Origin of the sequence: Puniceispirillum sp. (SeqCode) (assembly GCF_965657105.1) — a bacterium.
In the GTDB taxonomy this organism is placed as follows: domain Bacteria; phylum Pseudomonadota; class Alphaproteobacteria; order Puniceispirillales; family Puniceispirillaceae; genus Puniceispirillum.
Map to the genome: position 1 here is coordinate 40,591 of NZ_CBFHNB010000003.1, position 21,401 is coordinate 61,991.

The window sequence follows — 21,401 nt, forward strand, 5'->3', positions numbered from 1 at the left end:
AGGCCTATGACCCGATTAGAAATTTTCCAATTTCCCTATAATGCCGATAATTATGGCGTGCTGATACATTGCAAGGACAGTGGCGCAACAGCCTGTATAGACGCTGGTGATGCCGCCGCGACCAACGCGGCGCTGGCAGAAACCGGCTGGTCATTAACCCATATTTTTATCACGCATCACCATGCTGACCATACGGCTGGTTTAGCGTCATTAAAAGCGGCGCATAATGCGCATGTCACCGGACCACCACCGCGCTCAACACCTATTTCCGGCATTGATAACGCACTATGGGATGGCGACAGCTTTGACTTTGCCAATCGACAAATATGCGTGATGGCCACACCCGGCCATACCACAGATATGATTAACTTTTATCTGCCTGAAGAAAAGATCGTCTTTACCGGTGATACGCTATTTGCCCTTGGGTGCGGACGGGTCTTTGAAGGCAGCTTTGATATGATGTGGGAAAGTCTGGAAAAATTACTGACCTTGCCTGATGATACTGTCATCTATTGCAGTCATGAATATACCAAGGCAAATGCCGATTTTGCTGTGACTGTAGATCCGGATAATGACGCGCTGAACAAACGCCATGCACAGATCATCGAACAGCGCGCCAACAATATCGCCACAGTGCCAACCATAATGTCGGTTGAAAAAGCGACGAACCCGTTTCTGCGCCCCGATGATACGTCAATAAGGGCGCATCTGGGGATGGCGGATGCCAGTAATGCTGATGTGTTTGCCGAAATACGCCGCCGCAAGGACGCATTTTAGACACCAAACTTCACAGTTTATTCTGGACAGCCATAGCTGTTTTTCATGGCACCCCAGATCAGCAATGTTGCGGCAAAATCAAGATTAGCATCGGGTCGCTGCATCCATGTCATCGTCGTTGTTTTTAACGCATCAGGCTGAATCCCCTCAGGCATACAAAAGACACGCTTATTGTCCGATGATTTTTCACTGAATAGATCAACCGTGGTAAAGGCATCTACAGCCCCCGTAATATAGACAATACAAATAGCATCATCAGTCGGGTTCTGTGACGTACAATATAGTTGTAACGCATTGCCATCGATGAAATCAGCATACACGGTTGTCGATGTTGCCAAGGCACCTGTTGTAAGCAATAGGCATGATGCCAGCAGATGTTTCACGGATGAGAAAGGCGATAAAATCTTTGGCATGGGACACTCCTGTTAATTCGATAATCAGCAATCAATCTTGTCTATAGATCAGTATCCAAGATGATTTTGGGCGGTGCTACAGCTTCGTGAATATCAACAAATGATTTGGCACCTTCGGCTAGGGGGCGCATTTCCGTCCACCCTTCGCCTGTCACCACACCATCAGCCAGTAATGACAAGCTGTCGGCAAAATCCTGCTCACTATAGCAATAGCTGCCTTGAAAAATGATTTCTTGGAGCGTAATGCGCCGTGCATCCAGACCATCATTATTATCCTGCAAGCCAATATGAACAATGACGCCACCAGGCATAACCAGCGCCGAGGCTGTTTTACGCGTTACCGCCGCACCAACCGCATCAATGATGATATCAACAGGCTTATCGTCCGGCGTTTCACTAAGCGGATCATAGGCGCGTGCGCCCGTTGCCTTTTCAAGCATGTCACGGCGTAGCGGGTTAATCTCGGCAATCCACAGATCAGCATAACCAAAATGACGGGCAACTTGCGCACATAGAAGCCCAATAGCCCCGCCCCCCAGAACCACAAGACGGCTTTCGCTAGGCGCTTTTGTGGCTGACTTCATAGCAAGACGGACAGTATGCACCGCGCAGGCAAGCGGTTCGGCAAGTGCTGCCTGTGCAAAGCCAAGATGATCTGGCAAAACTGTCAGATTGCTGGTCTTGATGGCCACCTGTTCGGCAAAAGCACCAGGCACCCGCATACCTATCAATTCGCGCGATGGGCAAAGATGCGTAGCACCCGCAACACAGGCCGGGCATGTGCCACAGGTCATCAATGGGTTAATGGCAACACGTTTGCCTTTGTCAGGTCCCGCAATGACATGCCCAACAGCTTCATGCCCCAGAATAAGTGGCGGCACACGGCGCGCATCATGACCATGCCACGCATGCATGTCCGAGCCACAAATACCGCAACAGACCAGATCAACGATGGAAGCATCTGCACCCGCGACTGGTTCTGGCACATCCCGGATTTCACTCTCCATAGTGCCTGTATAAACAAGAGCCTTCATTTTGCCGTATATCCCCCATCAACGGGTAATGTCTGTCCCGTCACATATCCGCTTGCATCCGATGCAAAGAACAGCAATGGTCCGCGTAAATCGCTTAATTCGCCATTACGTCCCATAGCCGTATTACGAGCATGGTGATTGGCAAGATCCGCATTTCCAAAAACAGGTGCGGTTAGTTCAGTCGGGAAAAAACCAGGCGCAATCGCATTCGCCATAATGCCATGCCGTGACCATGCTTCGGCCATAGCACGTGTAAGCTGAACAATACCGCCCTTGGCCGCCCCATAGGCAATGCCATTCTCAAAAGCACGCGCCGATTGCAAGGACGCAATATTAATAATCCGTCCCCAGCCTGCCGTCTTCATATGCGGGACAAAGGCCTGTGCCACCAGAAATGGCACAGACAGGTTCAGATGAATTGTGTCCTGCCATAATTCAGCTGAAATATCATCCGCCGATTTGCGATGATTAACACCCGCCGCATTAACAATGATGTCAGGATGTATACCCGCATCATGACAAGCCGTTTTCACTCCGTTAATGGCGTCCGCTTGCATCAGATCAAGCGCAGTCGATATGCCATCATAGCCAGCAAGAACATTATCAAGACGTTCTTTACGTCGCCCGACAAGCACCAAGCGTGCGCCAGCCTTGCCAAGCTCATCAGCCATGAAAGCACCAATACCACTGCTGGCGCCGGTAATAAGCGCGGTTTTACCCGCTAGCGAAACAGTGATATCAGCGTTGGTGTTCATGCCTAGCCCAGATTCTCGCCTGGGAAGTATTTACGTAACCGCACATCGGCAGCACGTGCATGACCTTCCATACCCTCAAGCCGCGAAATACGTGCGGCAGCGGCGCCAACTTCACGATTAGCTTCGCGGGTCATACGCTGGGTTGTTACAACCTTCATGAATTTATGCACAGACAGACCACCTGTATAATGTGCCGCCCCCTTGGTTGGCAGAATGTGATTGGTGCCTGAACATTTATCGCCATAGGTCACTGTCGTTTCTTCACCAACGAAAAGTGATCCATAGTTTTGCAAACGGTCCATATACCAGTCATCTTTAGATGTATGCACTTCGAGATGCTCGGCCGCATATTCGTCAGAAATGGTTGCAACCTCTTCATCGGTATCACACAGAACGACTTCACCATAATCACGCCATGCGGCAGTCGCTGCATTACGTGCAATGTCTGGCAACGCTTCGATATGTGTCTGCATCTGAGCTATCACGTCATCAGCAAGCTTCTGTGATGTGGTGAATAGCCATGCTGGCGAGTCCGGACCATGTTCAGCCTGACTGACCAGATCTTCGGCGACAACAGCCGGATCAGCGCTTTCATCAGCGATCACCGCAATTTCTGTAGGTCCGGCAAACATATCGATACCCACACGGCCATACAGGCTTCGCTTGGCTTCAGCGACAAAACGGTTACCAGGTCCGACAAGAATACGAGCTGGCTTGCCGGTAAACAACCCAAAGGCCATCGCCGCAATACCCTGCACACCGCCTAATGACAAAATCGTATCAGCACCACATAAATTCATAGCATAGAGAATGGCCGGATTTGGTCCGTCTTCGCCATTCGGTGCTGAACAAGCAACAATATGCTTTACGCCAGCAACCTTTGCCGTTGCAATCGACATAATCGCTGACGCCACATGCGCGTAACGACCACCTGGGACATAACAACCCGCTGTTTCAATCGGGATCAGCTTCTGACCCGCCCACAAGCCCGGTGATAATTCGGTTTCAAACGACTTGATCGAGTCGCGCTGGGCTTCGGCAAAGGTGCGCACTCGATCAAGCGAGAACTGGATATCATCTTTCAGCTGTGGTGAAACAGCGTCGGCAGCAGCTGCAATCTGTTCAGCGCTCACCACCGCATTGCCATTAAAACCATCAAGCTTACGACCATATTCAAGCGCCGCATCTTCGCCACCTGCTTCGATGGTTGCCAGCATATCGGCAACGATCTTTTGCGTTTCGTCAGTGCCAGTTTGCGGGGTTTTCGACGCTTTTTTGATATACGTAATTGTCATATTTTAAAATCCTATTTTCCGTAAATATATTCAGGTAACCACAATGCAATTTCCGGGAATGAGAAAATCAGCGCAAGTCCAATCAACTGGATTACCATGAACTGCATCATGCCAAAGTAAATATCTTTCAAATCCCACTCAGGCACAACGCCCTTGAGGAAATAAGCCGACAATGCAACAGGCGGACTAAGCCACGCTGTTTGCAAATTAACCGCTACGAGAATACCGAACCATGTCAGATTAATGTCGAGTTTGACCAAAACCGGGATCAAAATCGGCACAATAATAAGCACGATTGGCACCCATTCCAGCGGCCAACCCAGCAAGAAAATCAAAGCCATGATGATGACCAGCACCATCGTTGCCGAGAGATCCCACGCTAGAAGAAATTCGGTCAGAAGCATCGGCGTACCAAGACGCGAGAACACCGCACCAAAGAAGTTAGATGCCGCCACAAGGAATAGAATTAATACCGAAATTTCGAGGGTTTTCAGTAACGCCTCATAGAACATCTTTGACGTCAGCTTGCGATAGGCAATGGTCAGAATCAAAGCTCCAAATGCACCACAGCCAGCGCCTTCAGTAGGGGTTGCCCAGCCAAACAGAATTGATCCCAAAGCAAACGCAACCAGCGCCGATGGCGGCACCAAGCCCATAAAGAACTCATACCATAGATCAGAAAAGAAAAAACCAGCGGGCTGATTCTTTTTCACCCAGATCGAGGCATAATACATCAAGCCCATCCAACCAAGCGGGATCAGGATTGACGAAAATGGGAATATGCCCTGAAGACTGCCAGACAGCGCTTTCACTATCAATGTGAACAGGATGATGATCGATGAAATCACCAGAGTGGACTCAAGCCAGTAGAAGGATGAGGTAACCGGCTGATCCTCTGGCGACAAAATCGGCCCCAGTGATGGATTGAGCCAGCACCGGATCAACGCATATGCAGCATACATCGATGCCAGCATGATTCCCGGAATAATCGCAGCCGCAAACAAATCAGTAACCGGCACCTGTAACACTGGCCCCATCACAACCAGCATGATCGATGGCGGAATCAGAATACCCAGCGTACCACCCGCGGTAATTGTTCCAGCGGCAAGACGGACATCATAGCCTGAGCGATTCATTGTTTTGGCAGCCATGATACCTAGAATGGTCACCGACGCCCCCACAATACCTGTTGCCGCGGCAAAGATGGTCGATACAAAAAGCACCGCCAGATAGAGCGCGCCACGGGTTCGAGACAACATCAGCTGCACCGAAGTGAACAGACGTTCCATCAGACCGGCCTGTTCCATCATGATGCCCATGAACACAAAAAGCGGCACCGCGGCTAGCGTCTGTTCAAGCATCACATTATTGAACTGCAAGGTTTGAAGATAGAACACCATCTTGCCACCAAATCCCCAGGCACCAAATACGAAACCAAGGAAAATCAAGGTAAAGGAAATTGGAAAACCAATGAAAATGGCCAGCAACATGACCGCAATCATAATCACGCCAATCATGGGTTGCGACAGGCCACCTGCACCTTTCAGGCCACTTTCAAACATACCGCCTAGGGTGATCACATCAGGGAAAAACACATTGCCGAAAACCAATGCCAGACCGATGATATAGACAGGCAGGAATTGTAACAATCGACGTTGTGCCGCACCCCCCATCTGGTGACAACAGCGCAATAATTCAGCAATACCCTGAATCAAAAGTAAAAACGCGCCAATCGGCATCGCCGAGCGGGCTGGTGCCAAAGGGGCCATAAGCGCGGTGTCCATTGACCGTTCCCACGTTACCCATGCTTTAACCGTGTAATCCATCGACACCCAGAAAAAGAACAGCAACGCTGGAAAATAAAACAGTAAATAAAGCGACGCATCGACAATCGCCTGCGTACGAGGTGACCAGGTACGGAACAGGAAATCAGCCCGGATATGCACACCACGCATCAATGCGTAACCAGCACCCATCATAAACATCGCACCACAGAACATGCGGCTTGTGTCATAGGCCCAGTTAGTCGGTGCCACAAACACCTTGCGCGCGACGACTTCATAAATCATCGCAAAAATAACCGGCACCAGCATAAAGCAGGTGATTTTACCAACCCAGTTATTGAGCACGTCGATATTACCAACAATACCACGCATCCAAGGATGCATATCTTCAGGCGTATCGCCAGGTTCACCAGCACGCCGTTCCGCAATCAACTCGTCAGAAATATCGAGTTCTTGACCCTCTTCATTCTGCGCCATGATTATTCCCCTTTATATCGACAATTCTTTAAATAGCATCCAGCCAGCAATACCGGCAGATAAAATATCAAAATGAATAATGTGAGCGAGTCCCCAAAACATTGGGAACCCGCCATATTTAATCCCCTAAAATTACTTCAGGGTGTTCGCATATGCCATGCCTAGCTTGGCATTAGATGTCTGTGCACCTGACCAGAAAGGAACTGCGATTTCAGCAAAATCCTTCTGTGATTGCCATACTTCGGCAAAGAACTCATTTTCAGCAGAGTTCTTTTCCAAGAGAGCATTTGCTGCATTCATATAAGCTGGAAAGTAATCAGCGGGGGTATCATGCAATATAACACCATGCTTTGTTGTCAGCTCATGCAAGGCAACACCGTTATCATAGATACGAGCAGACATGCCTTTGATCAGAGATGCGTTAGCAGCAACTTCAAAAGACTTCTTCTGGTGGTCGGTCAGTGAGTTGTAAACATCTTTGTTCAGATACATATCAGCATTCACAACAACCTGATGCAGACCCTGAAGATAATAGTGCTTTAGTACCTTATGGAAACCAAAGTCCATATCAGGCTTTGGACAACACCACTCAGCCGCATCAATTGTACCCTTTTCCAGCGCTGGCAGAATGTCACCACCGCCCATAGCAACAGAAGCTACGCCGATGTCTTTATATGACTGGCCAGGAAGACCTGGAGGTGTGCGGAAACGATACTTACGGAAGTCGTCCATTGAGTTGATTGGCTCTTTAAACCAGCCAAGTGCCTCTGGGCCAACTGGCTGAAGCATAAAGCCTTTTACATTCATGCCCATTTCGTCCCACAGGCGCTCATAAAGCTCTTTACCGCCTGCATTCAGAAACCATGAAATAAACGCAATGTTATCGATACCAACACCGGCACCAGCAACAGGTGAACCAAACAGCATGGCTGCTGGATGCTTGCCTGACCAGTAATGCGTCCAGGCGAAACCGCCATCTACTAGACCGGCGTCAACAGCGTCAAGTGTTTCTTTAACACCAACCACTGCACCCGCTGGCAGAACTTCAAAAGTAACCTCACCGCCAGTAAGTGCGGTAACGTCAGCCATAAAATCTTTTAGCATTTTAACTTCCGTAGTCTGCATACCAAGAACGGCCTGCACACGGATATTAACTTCCTTTGCTTGTGCAACCACAGGCGCAAGAAGAATAGCGGCACCGATTCCTACGGAAGCAATACCATTTCTTACCATTTTTAAAGTGGACATAATCATCCTCCCAAGTTTTGCCTTCATTTATGATCCGCGTGTGCTGATGAAGGCATTACAGCTTAGCTTTTGTCGTGGATCAAATTTCAATTACCTGCCTTAGCTATGTTCAGGCCTTGGCTATATTCAGGCCTCAGCTCACAAAATTATCTTTCAACAATCTATCAAGCCATTCCCCTATAAAAATATAGTTATAAGATTCAGTTCGTTAACACCGTCATAAAGCATCATGGCGGTCAAATAGATCAAAAAGAAAAGGCCCAGATATGACAGCCAGCGAAAACGCAACATCACGCGCATGATCATTGATGCGAACAAAGCCATGAAGGTAATCGCCAGCGCCAAACCAAAGACCAAAAGCATCGTATTATCGCGCGCAATCGCCGCCACCGCGACAACATTGTCAATCGACATCGACACATCAGCCACCAGAATGGTGAATAAAGCCCGCGTAAAGGATGAACCCTGTTTGTCGCCCGATGACTCAGTTTCATCATCAGCCGCTTCAGATGCGCTGTTGAATTCACGCAAATCATTGTAAAACCGCCAGCATACCCACGCCAGTAGCACGCCACCAATCAGCAATATGCCTTCAAAGGCAAGCAGGTAACTGGCAAGCACGGCAAACACAATACGCAAGCCTGCCGCCATCATCATGCCGATGAAAATCGCACGTCGTCGCAATTCAGGTGCAAGACCCGCTGCCGCCATGCCAATCACCAAAGCGTTATCGCCAGACAAAATAATATCTGCAAAAATAATCTGTAAAATATCAGCGATCATGGCCCAATTCATGCCGCATCCTCCATAATCATATCTGATGCTTTTTCACCGATCATGATGGCCGGTGCATTTGTATTTCCCGATGTGATAACCGGCATGATCGACGCATCAGCGACGCGTAAGCCTTGAATGCCACGCACCCGCAAACGTTCGTCAACCACCGCCATCTTATCCTGTCCCATTTTACAGGTGCCGGTAGGATGATAAATCGTTGTCGCGGTATCACGTGCCCAATTCAAAATGCCAGCTGTGTCATCGCGGCCAATATTCTTGCCAGGTGCGTGTTCTTCGCTGATGAGCGATTTAATGGGTTCGTAATCGCATAGGCTTCGCGCAATCTGAATGCCACGAACAATCGTGTCGCAATCCGTCTGGGTTGCCAGATAATTTGGCCGGATCACTGGATCGTCATGCATTGATGCCGACCTCAATGACAACGTGCCTGTGCTTTCCGGACGAAGCTGCAAAACCGAAGCTGTGAATGCTGAAAAGGCATGTGGCCCTTTTGACGGGCTATCTGCGCTAAAAGGCTGGATATGAAACTGGATATCCGGACGGTCAAGTGCAGGATCACTTTTCAAAAAGCCTGTTCCAAGGCTGACAGCCATCGCCATCGGACCCGAGCGCGATGCTGCATAGATCAAAGCAATACGCATACGTTTGAAAAAATTATTAATTTCGAGATTTATCGTGCTGGCTGTGGTTTTGAAAATCGGACGGGCTTGCAGATGATCCTGCATATTTTTGCCAACACCTGGCAGATCATTTTTGATCTCAATACCATGCTCGGCTAGTTCCGAAGCCGCGCCAATACCCGACACCATTAATAGCTGAGGTGATCCTATCGCACCCGCAGATAATATAACTTCACGACCTGCATGTACATCTTGCGAGATACCGTTGATGCGGACCTGAACCCCAATACAGCTTTTGCCCTTAAATAATAGCTTTTCAGCATGTGCATGCGTAATGATATGTAAATTCTTGCGGCGTCGTGCTGGCTTCAAATAGGCAACCGCACTACTACAGCGCTGACCATTCTTCATAGTCATCTGGAAATAGCCGACACCTTCCTGATCTTCGCCATTATAATCAAACGTACGCTTATAGCCTGCCGCAACCGCCGCATCGACCCAAGCCGTTACAATATCACGATCAACTTGATTTTCAGATACATTCAGTGGACCATTTTTGCCTCGTTCCGGGGCTTCGGCGCCTTCCCAATGCTCGGCACGTTTGAACAGGGGTAGCACATCTTTCCAACCCCAGCCTTTATTACCAAGCTGTTGCCAGTGATTGAAATCATCTGGCTGACCCCGCACATATAATAAACCATTAATCGAAGAGCTGCCGCCTAGCACCTTGCCACGCGGCCATGGACTAGCGCGCCCATTCAGACCAGCATCAGCTTCAGCGTTATAGCACCAGTCGGTTGACGAATTACCCATGGTTTTGAAATAACCCACAGGAATATGAATCCATGGATTCAGGTCACGTCCTCCCGCTTCGAGAAGCGCCACTTGGCTTCGACCATCTGCAGATAAACGGTTCGCCAGAGCACATCCAGCAGATCCAGCGCCGACAATTATATAGTCAAATTTCAAGTAATCTCCTCCCAAAAGACACTTGAGAATTTTTTCAGAACCACAAAATGTACTGAAAAAACCATATTTATCGATTTTTGAGACTTTTAGTCCCTTTTCTTGTATATTGCAAAAATTCCACCATATATTTGCGGTGTGTTCAAGCTAAATTTTTGCATCCATCTGTGTCATAGGTGATTTGAATATTCACCCGTCAAGCAAAACAGCCTAGAATTAACTCAGATTTATAATCAGATGCGACAACCAAACGAGATGACCCCAAACGAGATAACCATGAATGGCTTACCGTCAACAGACACAGAACTAGCTGACAAGGTGGCACCAAATTTGCGCACCTTACGCATCATGGAAGTGCTTGCCGAGGTGGGTAAGCCAATGACGCCAACTGAAATTACAGATCATCTTGGCTGGCCCAAACAGACCACGCACCGGCTTTGCCAAACCATGGTATCAGAAGGATATCTGGAAAAAATTGGACGCCGGTTGCAAACTGGAACCCGGCTTTTAAAACTCACTTCCGGATTGGTTGGCTTGTCGGCCAATCAGGTATCGCGTCACCAGGTGCTTCTTAAAATCGCGCATGAAGTTGGTGAAACGGTCAATTTTGTCATGCCGGAACGTGATGGTATGCGTTATATTGACCGCGTGGAAACAAACTGGCCATTCCGGATTTTGCTGCCTATTGGCACGCATGTGCCTTTTCACTGTACAGCCAGCGGTAAAGTATATCTGTCAAACCTAAAGCCCAAAATACGGCAAGCGTTGCTTACGGGTTTGAAAATGGAAATCTTTACCGAACGTACACATGCCAGCATCGATTCGCTAAATGTCGAATTAAGACAGATTGCCCAGAATGGCTATGCAATTGACAGTGAAGAGTTTCATGATGGTATGGTGGCCATAGCGGTTCCTGTTCGCGATCCCAAAGGTCGATTTTATGCCACGCTTGCGGTGCATGGCCCCAAGCAACGGTTTTCAGAACAGGATGCCCGCGACAAATATAAGTTGCTATCCGAGTCAGCCAACATCATCTCGAATGCCCTTTTTGCCTAGCTAATACATGCCGGACATGGCTATATCAATTCGGCCTCAGCCTGACGCAAACTGGCAATATCTGCCGACCCCGTCAAAAACAAGGCAAGCTTTAGCTGTTTTTGCCAGTTCATCAATGCCCTTGAAAGTGTATCGGGTGAAAGTGTCTCGATCGCCATTTCATCATCCGACATATCGATCAGCATTTTCAGCATCGGCCCCGCCATCGACACCATCGACGCGCCAACCCACAGAGCCTTGGCAACATCCAGACCATGACGAATGCCACCTGACGCAATAATCTGGTGGTGCGGACATCGGTTGCACACATCAATAAGACATTCAAGTGTCGGCAAACCCCAATCAAGGAACGGTGCAAAAAGAGCAGCGTCATCATCTGTGATGCGCGCCGCCTCGATCCGTGTCCAGTTGGTGCCGCCAAGACCGGCAACATCAACCCCCATGACACCCATTTCAAACAGGCGGTGCGCCAAGGACGCGCTAATGCCTGCCCCTACTTCCTTTACAATTACAGGCACCGTTAGGTCGCTTACCGCCTGCTCGATTGCGGCCGCAACACCACGCCAGTCACGGTCACCTTCGGGTTGAACAGCTTCTTGAAGCGGGTTGAGATGAATCGCAATGGCATCCGCCTGCAAATCGTCAATCGCGGCCTTTGCCAGATCCAGCCCGCCATCGCCAGCAAGCTGCACTGCACCCAGATTACCTATGATCGGGACATCCGGTGCCAACGCCCGTAAATGCCGGAGCGATGATCCATTTTCCAGTCCTGCACGCTGCGAGCCCACTGCCAGAGCTACAGACTGTGATTGCGCCGTTTCGGCAAGCGCCGCATTGATATTGTCCGCCCGCTTTGTGCCGCCTGTCATAGCCCCAATGAAAAGTGGTGCCGACAGATCATAGCCCAGAAATTGGGTTGTGATATTCACCGCATCCAGGTCACATTCAGGCATTGCACAATGGGTCAGGCGCAACCTGTCCATGCTATTGCTGACACCGGCCTGTGCCAGAGGTGACATGGCCAGATCAAGATGCGTATCTTTGCGGTCAGATGTGTTGGCCATCGGGGGTGTCTGATCACGCATCGTTATGTCCTTGGGGCTTATTATCTTGGGGCTTATTATCTTGGGGTAAGTTATCTTGGCCGCTATCACTTTTGAAAGAAATGTCAGTTGTTGGCATTATATCTGCGATCCCCCTTATGGATGGCTGATGACGCCGGAACAGACCATCTACCAGCATCATATGAGGTACGGTTAATGCCGCCAAGCCAATAAAGATAACGCGCAACAGTTGAGCATCAGCAGACATCGATGACGGCATCATCCACAGCGCGATGCCGGCAGCCAACCAGCTTGCAAAGCTAAACCCCGCGGCCATGATCATCATTGATCTAGGGCTGAAATTCTGGCGACCTAGCTGACGCCAGATGCGGAATAAATGGCGCGGCGTATGCACCATGCAGAAATAGAAGGCAAACCCTGCCAAAGGCGGTAACATATAAAAGATAAATCCCAGACAGACGATCTCAAACAACCGCGGGCGCAAAGCTGGACGCATAATGGCCAAAGCGAGGTATATACATAAGGCCAAGCCAATGACAATCGATGACTGTTCGATATATATCCAGATAAGTTCAGTATCGCCACCTGTCAGATAGCTATAGATGATATCAACCTCGGCTTTATGGAACAGGCTGATACCCCCAATCACCATGCCACCATGTGCAATCGTCTGCACCAGCAGTGCTATACCCTTGCCCGTTATTGCGTCACCCAGACCAAAATGGATCAGGCTGATACCCAGAAATGCCAATAAGGCAATATCTGGAAATGCCAGCCAGAAGATAACCACCAAGGCAGCTAAACCAATATAGCCGCCAATAAAGGCCAGCATCATCCATGGTCGTTTTGCCCAGCCAAGCGCCATAGCCACAGCACCGTCAAACGCCCCATGTGGCAAACCAATAAAAATGACAGCCGCAAGCCCAAGCAAACTGGCCCAGCCAAGGCGTGAAGTATCAAGAAAAGACATGAGGGCTTCAATAATCATGACGCATCTGGCTCAGGTCGGAACAAAGCGCGCAAAAAAGGCCATATCGGCATCGCCAAAATAACTTTAAGCCGAAGCTTCATGGTCGCCTCACCACTCAGAAACATGGCAAATTCATCGCCATTCAAACGCGCGGCCATCAGGCTAAAGACTCTGGGGGCTAGCTGGGGTTGATGTCGCAACACCGATAGAAAAACGCGATCCATCCACAAATCGACCGTCCGATGCGGCGGGTCAAAGGCCAGTGGCTTTCCCGCTTTCACTCTGGCAAGCGCATGATGTATCTGTTTCTGGATAAAGCCAAAGGCATAACCACTGGATGGCCGGATTGCCCCCGCATTAGCGCCGACGCCCCGCAAATCAGGGTCATGGCGTGCAAAAAACCCAAGCGGAATAACACCTGCTTCACGCCGTGTAATGTCAAAATCGGTGATTTTGGCAACCTCAGTCAGCCAGTCAGCTATCGCCTTTTCATAGAAAGGCTGCGGTGCCTGTTGCGGTGAAAACATAGTTGACTCAACAAGCGCATCACGATCCGAAAACGGCAAGCAATAGATAAAGTGCATTCCATGAGATTGATCGCAGCGGAAATCCATCAATATGGCCGTGCTTTCATCAAAACTACCTGCTGGGGCGCGCACCTCAAACCCCGCAAAATGCTGAAGCATGACACCATCCGGCACTTTTGGTGGCCGACTATCAAATATCTCGGCCTCTGCATCCAGGCGCGCCGCATCCAAACTGTCATGAAATGTCACGCCATGCTTGATGGCCTGGTCACGGCATTGCGCTAGCCATTGATGCCGGCTTATCGCCTGATAGGGATGTTGCGCCGTGTGCATGATGCTATGTGAATGTTCAGTCACGATCGCCCATTTATGCCAGCTTTTGCGCACCAGAGGGCGTACCCGGTCCAGCCAGTCCATCGCCCAGAATCCCCAGACGTGATCAGCATGCGCCGGATATGACGACTCGATGATATGAATCTGTGCCCGCGGCAGTTCATTAGCCAAGGCAGCAAGTGACAGGCTGGCGCAACCGGCACCGATAATGGCTATATGCTTTTTGGCCAGCGCATGATCAAACATACCGGACATGGATGACGATCTGGCCTCAGGTAACATAGGGCAATCCAGCCAAAGTATGATGGAGAGCTTTATTATGCACCTGTCTTTTAGCTGGCCGCGATAGCAGGCTTTGCATAGCCTGCGACGTACAGATAATTTTGGTCAGGATATTTGTATGTTGACGCCCACGTTGCCATGGTGTGCCCCGATTTTTAAGCTGAACACCAATCTGTCGATATACTTGTCTTGCCACGGCTATTGAGATATGCGCACGCACCGGTAAATAGGCCAGACCGTGAAGGCCGCTTTCGTAATAGATCTCAGCCAGTGCCAATAGGCGGTTAATGCCTGCAGCAACAAGTTTTATTCTGGCTGTATCCGCAGATCGCATTGCGGCTAAAATTTCGTCAGCTGTGATGTTGCCCACCCATGATGCAGGCAGATAGCGCCGCCCCATCATCGCATCCTCAAGCACATCACGGGCAATATTGGTGAGTTGCATGGCGATACCAAGATCAATGGCATGCGCAAGAGCCGCCGGATTATGACAATTCAGAACCTTGCACATCATCAACCCAACAGTGCCCGCAACACGATAGGAATAACGTAACAATTCGTCTTCATTTTCAAGCGCAACAACATTCTGATCTTGAAGCAGACCATCAATCAGTGCCAGAACCACATCGCTGTCGATATTCTTTTCCTGCATAAAGGGATAAAAGTCTGTTACCGCCCGATCTGTCGTTGGCTGATGATTTTTCAAGCCATCACGAATAGCCAAAAGTCTTGTGTTGCCATTTGGAATATCACCATCGGCCATGTCATCAAGCAAACGGCAAAAACTATATAATTTTGCCGCATTTTTTCCCATTTCATTGCCAAGAAAATGTTTTGCCCAGTTAAAGCTTTTGCCGTTACGGGCAAGCGACATTTCGGGTGGTAGTTCTTCATTACTATGCATGTTCTTTTGCGATATATTCATGCACCTTACCTATTCGATCGAACATCATCATCGATCAATGTCTCGACAACCTTTGCCGAACACAAAACACCTGGCATGCCCGCACCAGGATGCGCCCCAGCGGCCGCAAAATACAGGTTAGGAATATGCGGGTCACGATTATGATAGCGGAACCAGGCTGATTGCACAAAAATAGGAGCAATCGAAAATCCCGCACCATGCATTGATCTGTAATCTTTTTTGAAATCTTCCGGCGTCATCCAGAATTCATCACTTATAGATGTTTCCAGATCAGGCATGATCGTGGCACTCAAGGCGGTGACGATGCGATCACGCAATTCAGGCCCTTTGACATCCCAGTCGATATTACCACGCAGATTCGGCACCGGACATAAAACATAGAAACTATCACAACCATCTGGGGCAAAACTTGCATCGGTGGCTGTTGGACGGTGCAGATAAAGTGAAAAATCATCAGCCAGAATTTTTTTATCAAAAATATCGGCCAGAAGTTCCTTGTAACGAGGCCCCATCCAGATCGTATGATGCGCGATATCGGGATATTGCGTTCGGGTGCCAAAGAACAATACATAAAGCCCCATAGAATAATGCGTCAAACGATCTGGCAGCAACCGCTTTTTCCTATGTTTTTCAGCTGGCAGCATCTGACTATAAACGGTTGGCGGATCACCATTACAGATCACCCTATCTGCAGTAAACCGACGACCATCTTCGGCAATGGCGCCGGTTGCCCGGCCATCCTGCATCGTGATTTCGGCAATATCGACATTCAATTCAACAGTAACGCCAACCCGGATCAAAAGCTCATGTAATGATGCCACAAGACGACCTGTACCGCCCATGCAGAAAAACACGCCCCAGCGCCGTTCAAGATAATGAATAAGGCTGTAAATAGATGTCGTTGTAAAAGGATTACCACCCACGAGAAGTGGATGTATTGAAAAAGCCTGTCGCAATAAGGGGTGCTTGATATGGCTGTTCACTATGCCAGCCACCGAATGATAGCTTTTCAGGCGTAACAAGCTGGGGATCTGCGCCAGCATTGTCCATAATTTTGTAAACGGCCTGTCAGCAAGTTTTTCAAAGCCAATGTCAAAAATAGCTTTCGATGTTTTAAGAAGCGCCGCATAGCCTTTGACATCATCTGCCGAGAATTTACGAATTTCGTCATTCGTATCTTCGATCGACGGACGGTAATCGAACTGCCTGCCCCCATGAAAATAAAACCGATACCAAGGATCAAGCGACCTGAAATCCAGATGGTCTTCGCGCTTTTCACCAAATAATTCATATAGCTCGTCAAACAGGAATGGCGCTGTAATGACGGTTGGGCCAGCATCATGCTTGAAACCACCACGCTCAAAAACCTGAGCACGTCCGCCAATAGCTGACAATCTGTCAACCAGCGTTACCTCAAAGCCTTTGGCCCGCATACGCAAGGCCGCCGCAATTCCACCAAAACCGGCACCAATCACCAGAATATGCTCCCTTGCCGCTGGGTCACTATCCAACGGCGTTACCGGCATTTGTGACGTCATAAAACACCTATCATTAACATTTCTATTAATCTTAGGCGATGCCTAGCGGTCAAGTCCAGCAACTGATTGAAGACATATTGCCTCAAGCAGATTTTGTACCGGTGCTATGGCGGTTTGAAGCTCGACAGGCATTTCTGCTGCACACCGTATTGACTCGTCGAGAATGCCCTGCATACGGACAGCACTTTGGGTCAAGGCATCCGATACCATTATTTTTTGAAGCCAAAAGGCAAGGCCGTCATTGCTGCCTTCCTTGCACCATTTATCAAAGGCCAGCGCTTCGTCGCCTTCCATGCGCTCACGATAGACTACAATAACCGCATTGGGCGCGCGTCGCGCTAAATCCGACCCGCAATCAGCCGCCCCGTCATCAGCGCGAAAATTCAGGATATCGTTGGCGATCTGATACGCTTTACCAAGATGGCGGAAATACGAACCAATGGCACCTGCTGCGTCGCCATGAAGAGCCATGGCGGCAATACCTTCCAGCGGCGCGGTGAGAAGCGGCGCGGTCTTGTCACCGGCAATCCGCAGATAATGATCCCAGCTATAGCTTGACTGAATTGAAAATTCAGCCGCCTCGCCAGCCGTAGTGGTCGCCATATGTTTGGCCAGAATTTTCACCAGCATTGGTGTGTTGGCGCGTTGCGCTGCCTCGGCTGCCAGTTCGAATGACAACGCAATCAGCCAGTCACCCAAAGTCAAAGCCACATCACGACCATATTTTGCCCATACAGCTACACGGCCACGACGCATTTTATCACCGTCGCAAATATCATCATGGATCAAAGATGCGTTATGCAAAACCTCAATAGAGGTTGACCAATGTAAAGCTGCCGCTTGATCAATTTTCAAAAGCTTTGCCGCGCTGAGTGCCATCTTTGCCCGCAACATTTTACCTGGTTTGGCAAAATGATGGCGTGCAGCATCCGCAAGCGGGGTTCCGTCTTTAGGCAGCCTATTTACAATAAATTCATGAAGTCTTTGAGAGTTAGCCCCCTCGGCGTCAGCACGAGGTGTAACGTCCCGGAATATCGAACTTTGTTTTACCGAAAGATTCGGCATGGCTTACCCCTGTATGTTTATATTCACCAGCGGAAAGAATATGAGGCGATCCGAAGACCGCCTCATAATATATTACTTGGATGCTTCGCTCTCTGTAACAGCAACGTTCCAGATGATTACGCCAAACGCAATCTTGTTCAGAACATCGGCCAAGTTATAGATAACGTTAAGTGATGCAGCAGCAGATGCTGGATCGCCTGTACCTAAGTAACCGTAGAAGTAACCGATCGGGTAAATCGCCCAACCAATAGTTACAATCCAACGCATTGTTGAAAAGGCTGACTTAACAGACTCAGGAGCTTGCTCAGCTGAAATCCGGCTCGCTTCACCAACAAAGATCTCATACAGAATGTATGCCCAACCGGCCATACCAATGATGAAACCAAGCCATGCGCCCATGTAACCGACTTCGCCAGCGTAACCACCGACAAGCATGACAAGTGTACCAATCATCAGACGCCAGAAAACGCCACCTGATACATTTGTGATAGCCCGCAGGATCAAGTAGAACTCAACCATGAGAAGCGGCACTGTGATAAGCCAATCAATATAGCGATATACAGTTGGTGTGTCACCTGTGCTGACCCACACGTCACGCATATAGAAATAGTGAACGGCAGCAACCAAAGTTACCAAGCCAGACACTGTCAGGGATGTCTTCCACTTTGCAGAAACACGCTGTGTCTCCAAGAAGAAGAATGCTGTTGAGGCAACAAGTGCCATTGAAATTAGCCAGAACGAAATTCCGACATAGTCATCGCTGGCTAGATTTGCGTCAGCAGCGAATGCAATTGTAGGGAAAAGGGCAACAGTGGCAGTAGCCAAGATCGCCTTTGAAGTACCCGACATAATCTTCATTTTAAACCTCCGTTAACAGATTGATCATTTTAGATTATGATCGCGCAAACTGAGCCGAACCGGCAACGTTCACGATTCGCCAATTATTCATCAAATCTGATACACTTCAATAATTAACCACCTTGTTAACCAGCACTTACTCAAAACTCTATTTTTTCTATTATTTAACAATGTGTTAATTGAATAAAAACAGTTTTCTCATTTACGCAATAATACTAATAGATATTTGCTATTTATATAAATAGTTATATATTTTTCAATACTTTAGTAAAAAGGAATTTATTTCGGCAGTATCTTGTATCAATTTCAAAATCACCATGATCCAGCATCTCAAAATGCTAAATTGTCCGAATTTTATGGTTTGAGGCAAATGTGAACTACTTTTACAGCAGTTGAATGGACAGGCGTTTATATTTTGCCGTCAGCAAAACGCGACTTTTTCCAAGCTTTATGCACCCGATAAAATGAGTTTGGATCGCTATATCCCAACCGATAGGCTATTTCAGTTTTGGACATGTCACCCTGTTTTAGAAATTCTGAGGCTAGCCAGAAACGTGTTTCATTAAGAAGTTCACGGAAACTGATACCATCCTTTTTGAGGCGACGCTGTAATGTTCTTTTGCTGATCCCCATCCGCTCTATGACCGGATCAATCGTTCCATTACCCATTGGCAGTGTTTCTATTAAAATGCTAAATACGTCTTTATAAATAGCAGATTTTTCAGCGCCAAATGAACGCCGCCAGAGTTCACTTTCTGCCTCCGTCCACATAACCGCATTAGCCCCCAGAAAAGGCACCGTTGCTTCGGATTTTTTAATATGAATGGAATTTGTGTCACAATACTCTATGTCACAGCCCATAAAGTCTCGTAGCTGGAGACAATTTGTATATTGCTGGTCTAATTCTAGTTTTTTAACAATAAACGGTTCCGATGTCTGTGCGCGTGCCATCTTGATCAGAAAGGTAAAATAAGATGCTATCCGCAGGCATGAACCATGATCTGGGTCTTGCACTTTCATATAAAGAGATAAATTATCCGCGGTTTCGCGGCATTTAATATCCGCCGCGGGAAGATATCTGGTAAAATACTTTGCACGCTGAAAGACGCTACGTAGGTCAGGAGCGTAATTTTTCATGAAATTAAAAGGAATTGGGGGGGCTTCAGCCGTCTTTGATCCCACTAAAATAGCAAATTCATAACCCTTGGCTCTAACCGCTATGGCACTCCAAACAGCTTTTAGCGTGGCTTGAGCAACGTATTCGTCATTATGTGCGCCTTGGCTTGGAGTTATATCTGCAACCTCTTTACGTAACACCGACTGATCAGCATCATACATCAAACAAAATTCAGTGATGAGTTTGTCTGTTGTTTTCTGAATTTCAGCTAATTCAAGATTCATTAAATGGCTACTTATTTAAGCAAAAGCTAATTCGATTATACTTATACAAGAATATATCAAAGTCTAGTTTTTGGTATTTTTAACGAGGCAAAACCCACCTTTAAATATAAATTTTATTGTAAATTCTTAGATATATGTGGGTAATGAGCTCTATATTTCTGAACTCTGATCTCATATCTAATTATTAATATAATACTTAAGCCTGTGCAAAACAGTAGAAATAATTATATGTAAATATGTCACTATTCTGTAATATTTAATTATTATTTTGACAGTGTTTTAAGTGACATTTATGGATGATGTATGAATAATCACAGCAATATAGCACTAGCAGAAGAGCATCCCGTGTTTTCTTTTGCCGATGCCGAAATGGGGCCGTTTTCGAACAAAGTGATTCGTTCGCTTGAACGCGCCACTGGTCAACCAAAAATCAGCCAGCTCTATTTTGACTATGTCAGCGAAGATCTTCACCCATCACATTTCTGGTCGGATGCACTGGATCGCCTTGGTATTAAAATCAATCTCCAGTTTGAACAAGAAGCGCAGATCCCCAAAACCGGTCGTGTTGTTGCTGTATCAAACCATCCATATGGCGTCATTGACGGCCTTGTTCTATGCGCCTTGATGGCGGAAGTGCGGGATGACTATAAGATTATCACCCACCGCGTTCTCAGACAGGCACCCGCTGTTAAGGATAAAATCCTGCCCATCGATTTTGATGAGACCGAAGCTGCACTGGCCAATAATCTACAGGTCAGGAAAGATGCTATGACGCACCTTAAAAATGATGGCGCGATTATCATTTTCCCAGCAGGCGCTATCTCGCTGGCACCACGCCTATTTGGCACTGTGTATGATATCGAGTGGAAAACCTTTGCCGCCAAGCTGGCTGAACAGAAAAACACTACCACTGTGCCGTTCTATTTTGATGGGCGCAACTCAGTCCTATTCCAGATGGCGCGCCGGATCAGCCTAACGCTCGGCTATTCACTCATGTTCCGTGAGATATGTAAATTAATGGGCACCAGCGTTAATATCACAATGCGTGATCCAATCGACAGCGCAACATTAAAAGCGCTGGGCAACCGAACATTGGCCACTGATTATATGCGGCGCAAGACTTACGGCATATCATAGCTGTGCATCATCGCGTTTCAGCGTAATCCGTGATAGCGCCAGCATGTTGTCATATGGTCATCAACAAGACCAACCCCC

19 protein-coding genes and 1 pseudogene are annotated in these 21,401 nt (G+C 48.0%); 3 read left to right on the top strand and 17 right to left on the bottom strand.

The genetic code is table 11. The features are described 5' to 3' along the window. Positions 1-6 precede the first annotated feature (6 nt). A complete protein-coding gene (gene gloB, locus ACTF7Q_RS01005; RefSeq protein ID WP_438995990.1) occupies positions 7-777 on the top strand; it encodes a hydroxyacylglutathione hydrolase in 771 nt (256 codons plus the stop codon). A gap of 17 nt (positions 778-794) precedes the next feature. On the opposite strand, the gene ACTF7Q_RS01010 is transcribed toward gloB, so the two are convergent. The 9 genes and pseudogenes from ACTF7Q_RS01010 to ACTF7Q_RS01050 all read right to left on the bottom strand — a co-directional run bounded on the left by ACTF7Q_RS01010 (position 795) and on the right by ACTF7Q_RS01050 (position 10,170). After that, on the bottom strand, positions 795-1,190 hold the full coding sequence (locus tag ACTF7Q_RS01010) for a Rap1a/Tai family immunity protein (RefSeq protein ID WP_438995991.1): 396 nt from the start codon (positions 1,188-1,190) through the stop codon (positions 795-797). Between the two features lie 41 nt (positions 1,191-1,231). Continuing rightward, the gene (locus tag ACTF7Q_RS01015; RefSeq protein ID WP_438995992.1) at positions 1,232-2,224 is read right to left on the bottom strand and encodes an alcohol dehydrogenase catalytic domain-containing protein; all 993 of its coding nucleotides are present in this window, start codon (positions 2,222-2,224) and stop codon (positions 1,232-1,234) included. Beyond that, entirely contained in the window at positions 2,221-2,979 is a 759-nt protein-coding gene (locus ACTF7Q_RS01020) for an SDR family NAD(P)-dependent oxidoreductase (protein WP_438995993.1), read from the bottom strand. Before ACTF7Q_RS01020 ends, ACTF7Q_RS01015 begins: the two co-directional genes overlap by 4 nt. Positions 2,980-2,981: 2 nt before the next feature. Continuing rightward, positions 2,982-4,274, bottom strand: a complete 1,293-nt coding sequence (hisD, locus tag ACTF7Q_RS01025; RefSeq protein WP_438995994.1) for a histidinol dehydrogenase — start codon at positions 4,272-4,274, stop codon at positions 2,982-2,984. Between the two features lie 11 nt (positions 4,275-4,285). Continuing rightward, entirely contained in the window at positions 4,286-5,791 is a 1,506-nt protein-coding gene (locus ACTF7Q_RS01030; protein WP_438996008.1) for a TRAP transporter large permease, read from the bottom strand. Between the two features lie 177 nt (positions 5,792-5,968). Further along, positions 5,969-6,535: pseudogene (locus ACTF7Q_RS01035) on the bottom strand (TRAP transporter small permease subunit); the annotation flags it as partial. A gap of 132 nt (positions 6,536-6,667) precedes the next feature. Continuing rightward, complete coding sequence (locus ACTF7Q_RS01040; protein WP_438996009.1) at positions 6,668-7,783, bottom strand: TRAP transporter substrate-binding protein; 1,116 nt, start codon at positions 7,781-7,783, stop codon at positions 6,668-6,670. Between the two features lie 177 nt (positions 7,784-7,960). After that, complete coding sequence (locus ACTF7Q_RS01045) at positions 7,961-8,578, bottom strand: YjbE family putative metal transport protein (protein WP_438995995.1); 618 nt, start codon at positions 8,576-8,578, stop codon at positions 7,961-7,963. Further along, a complete protein-coding gene (locus tag ACTF7Q_RS01050) occupies positions 8,575-10,170 on the bottom strand; it encodes a GMC family oxidoreductase (RefSeq protein WP_438995996.1) in 1,596 nt (531 codons plus the stop codon). Before ACTF7Q_RS01050 ends, ACTF7Q_RS01045 begins: the two co-directional genes overlap by 4 nt. Before the next feature lie 273 nt (positions 10,171-10,443). Here ACTF7Q_RS01050 and ACTF7Q_RS01055 point away from each other — a divergent pair, with 273 nt between their 5' ends. Continuing rightward, on the top strand, positions 10,444-11,223 hold the full coding sequence (locus tag ACTF7Q_RS01055) for an IclR family transcriptional regulator (RefSeq protein WP_438995997.1): 780 nt from the start codon (positions 10,444-10,446) through the stop codon (positions 11,221-11,223). A 20-nt stretch (positions 11,224-11,243) separates the two neighbouring features. Here the strand turns inward: ACTF7Q_RS01055 and fni are convergent, their stop codons facing one another. The 8 genes from fni to ACTF7Q_RS01095 all read right to left on the bottom strand — a co-directional run bounded on the left by fni (position 11,244) and on the right by ACTF7Q_RS01095 (position 20,186). Further along, complete coding sequence (fni, locus tag ACTF7Q_RS01060) at positions 11,244-12,308, bottom strand: type 2 isopentenyl-diphosphate Delta-isomerase (RefSeq protein WP_438995998.1); 1,065 nt, start codon at positions 12,306-12,308, stop codon at positions 11,244-11,246. After that, on the bottom strand, positions 12,301-13,257 hold the full coding sequence (locus ACTF7Q_RS01065) for a Brp/Blh family beta-carotene 15,15'-dioxygenase (RefSeq protein ID WP_438995999.1): 957 nt from the start codon (positions 13,255-13,257) through the stop codon (positions 12,301-12,303). Before ACTF7Q_RS01065 ends, fni begins: the two co-directional genes overlap by 8 nt. Before the next feature lie 14 nt (positions 13,258-13,271). Continuing rightward, positions 13,272-14,372, bottom strand: a complete 1,101-nt coding sequence (locus tag ACTF7Q_RS01070) for a lycopene cyclase family protein (protein WP_438996000.1) — start codon at positions 14,370-14,372, stop codon at positions 13,272-13,274. Positions 14,373-14,388: 16 nt separating this feature from the next. Next, positions 14,389-15,324 carry a phytoene/squalene synthase family protein gene (locus tag ACTF7Q_RS01075; RefSeq protein ID WP_438996001.1) on the bottom strand — a complete coding sequence of 312 codons (936 nt, stop codon included), beginning with the start codon at positions 15,322-15,324 and terminating at the stop codon, positions 14,389-14,391. Positions 15,325-15,329: 5 nt separating this feature from the next. Then, complete coding sequence (gene crtI / locus ACTF7Q_RS01080) at positions 15,330-16,862, bottom strand: phytoene desaturase family protein (RefSeq protein WP_438996002.1); 1,533 nt, start codon at positions 16,860-16,862, stop codon at positions 15,330-15,332. A 42-nt stretch (positions 16,863-16,904) separates the two neighbouring features. Further along, positions 16,905-17,927, bottom strand: a complete 1,023-nt coding sequence (locus ACTF7Q_RS01085) for a polyprenyl synthetase family protein (RefSeq protein ID WP_438996003.1) — start codon at positions 17,925-17,927, stop codon at positions 16,905-16,907. Positions 17,928-17,999: 72 nt separating this feature from the next. Next, positions 18,000-18,776 (bottom strand): bacteriorhodopsin-like, encoded by a 777-nt coding sequence (locus ACTF7Q_RS01090; RefSeq protein WP_438996010.1) that lies wholly within the window; start codon positions 18,774-18,776, stop codon positions 18,000-18,002. 417 nt (positions 18,777-19,193) lie between these two features. Beyond that, a complete protein-coding gene (locus ACTF7Q_RS01095; protein WP_438996004.1) occupies positions 19,194-20,186 on the bottom strand; it encodes a helix-turn-helix domain-containing protein in 993 nt (330 codons plus the stop codon). Between the two features lie 303 nt (positions 20,187-20,489). Between ACTF7Q_RS01095 and ACTF7Q_RS01100 the strand changes: the two genes are divergently transcribed. Then, positions 20,490-21,323, top strand: a complete 834-nt coding sequence (locus ACTF7Q_RS01100; protein WP_438996005.1) for a lysophospholipid acyltransferase family protein — start codon at positions 20,490-20,492, stop codon at positions 21,321-21,323. Positions 21,324-21,401: the final 78 nt, after the last annotated feature.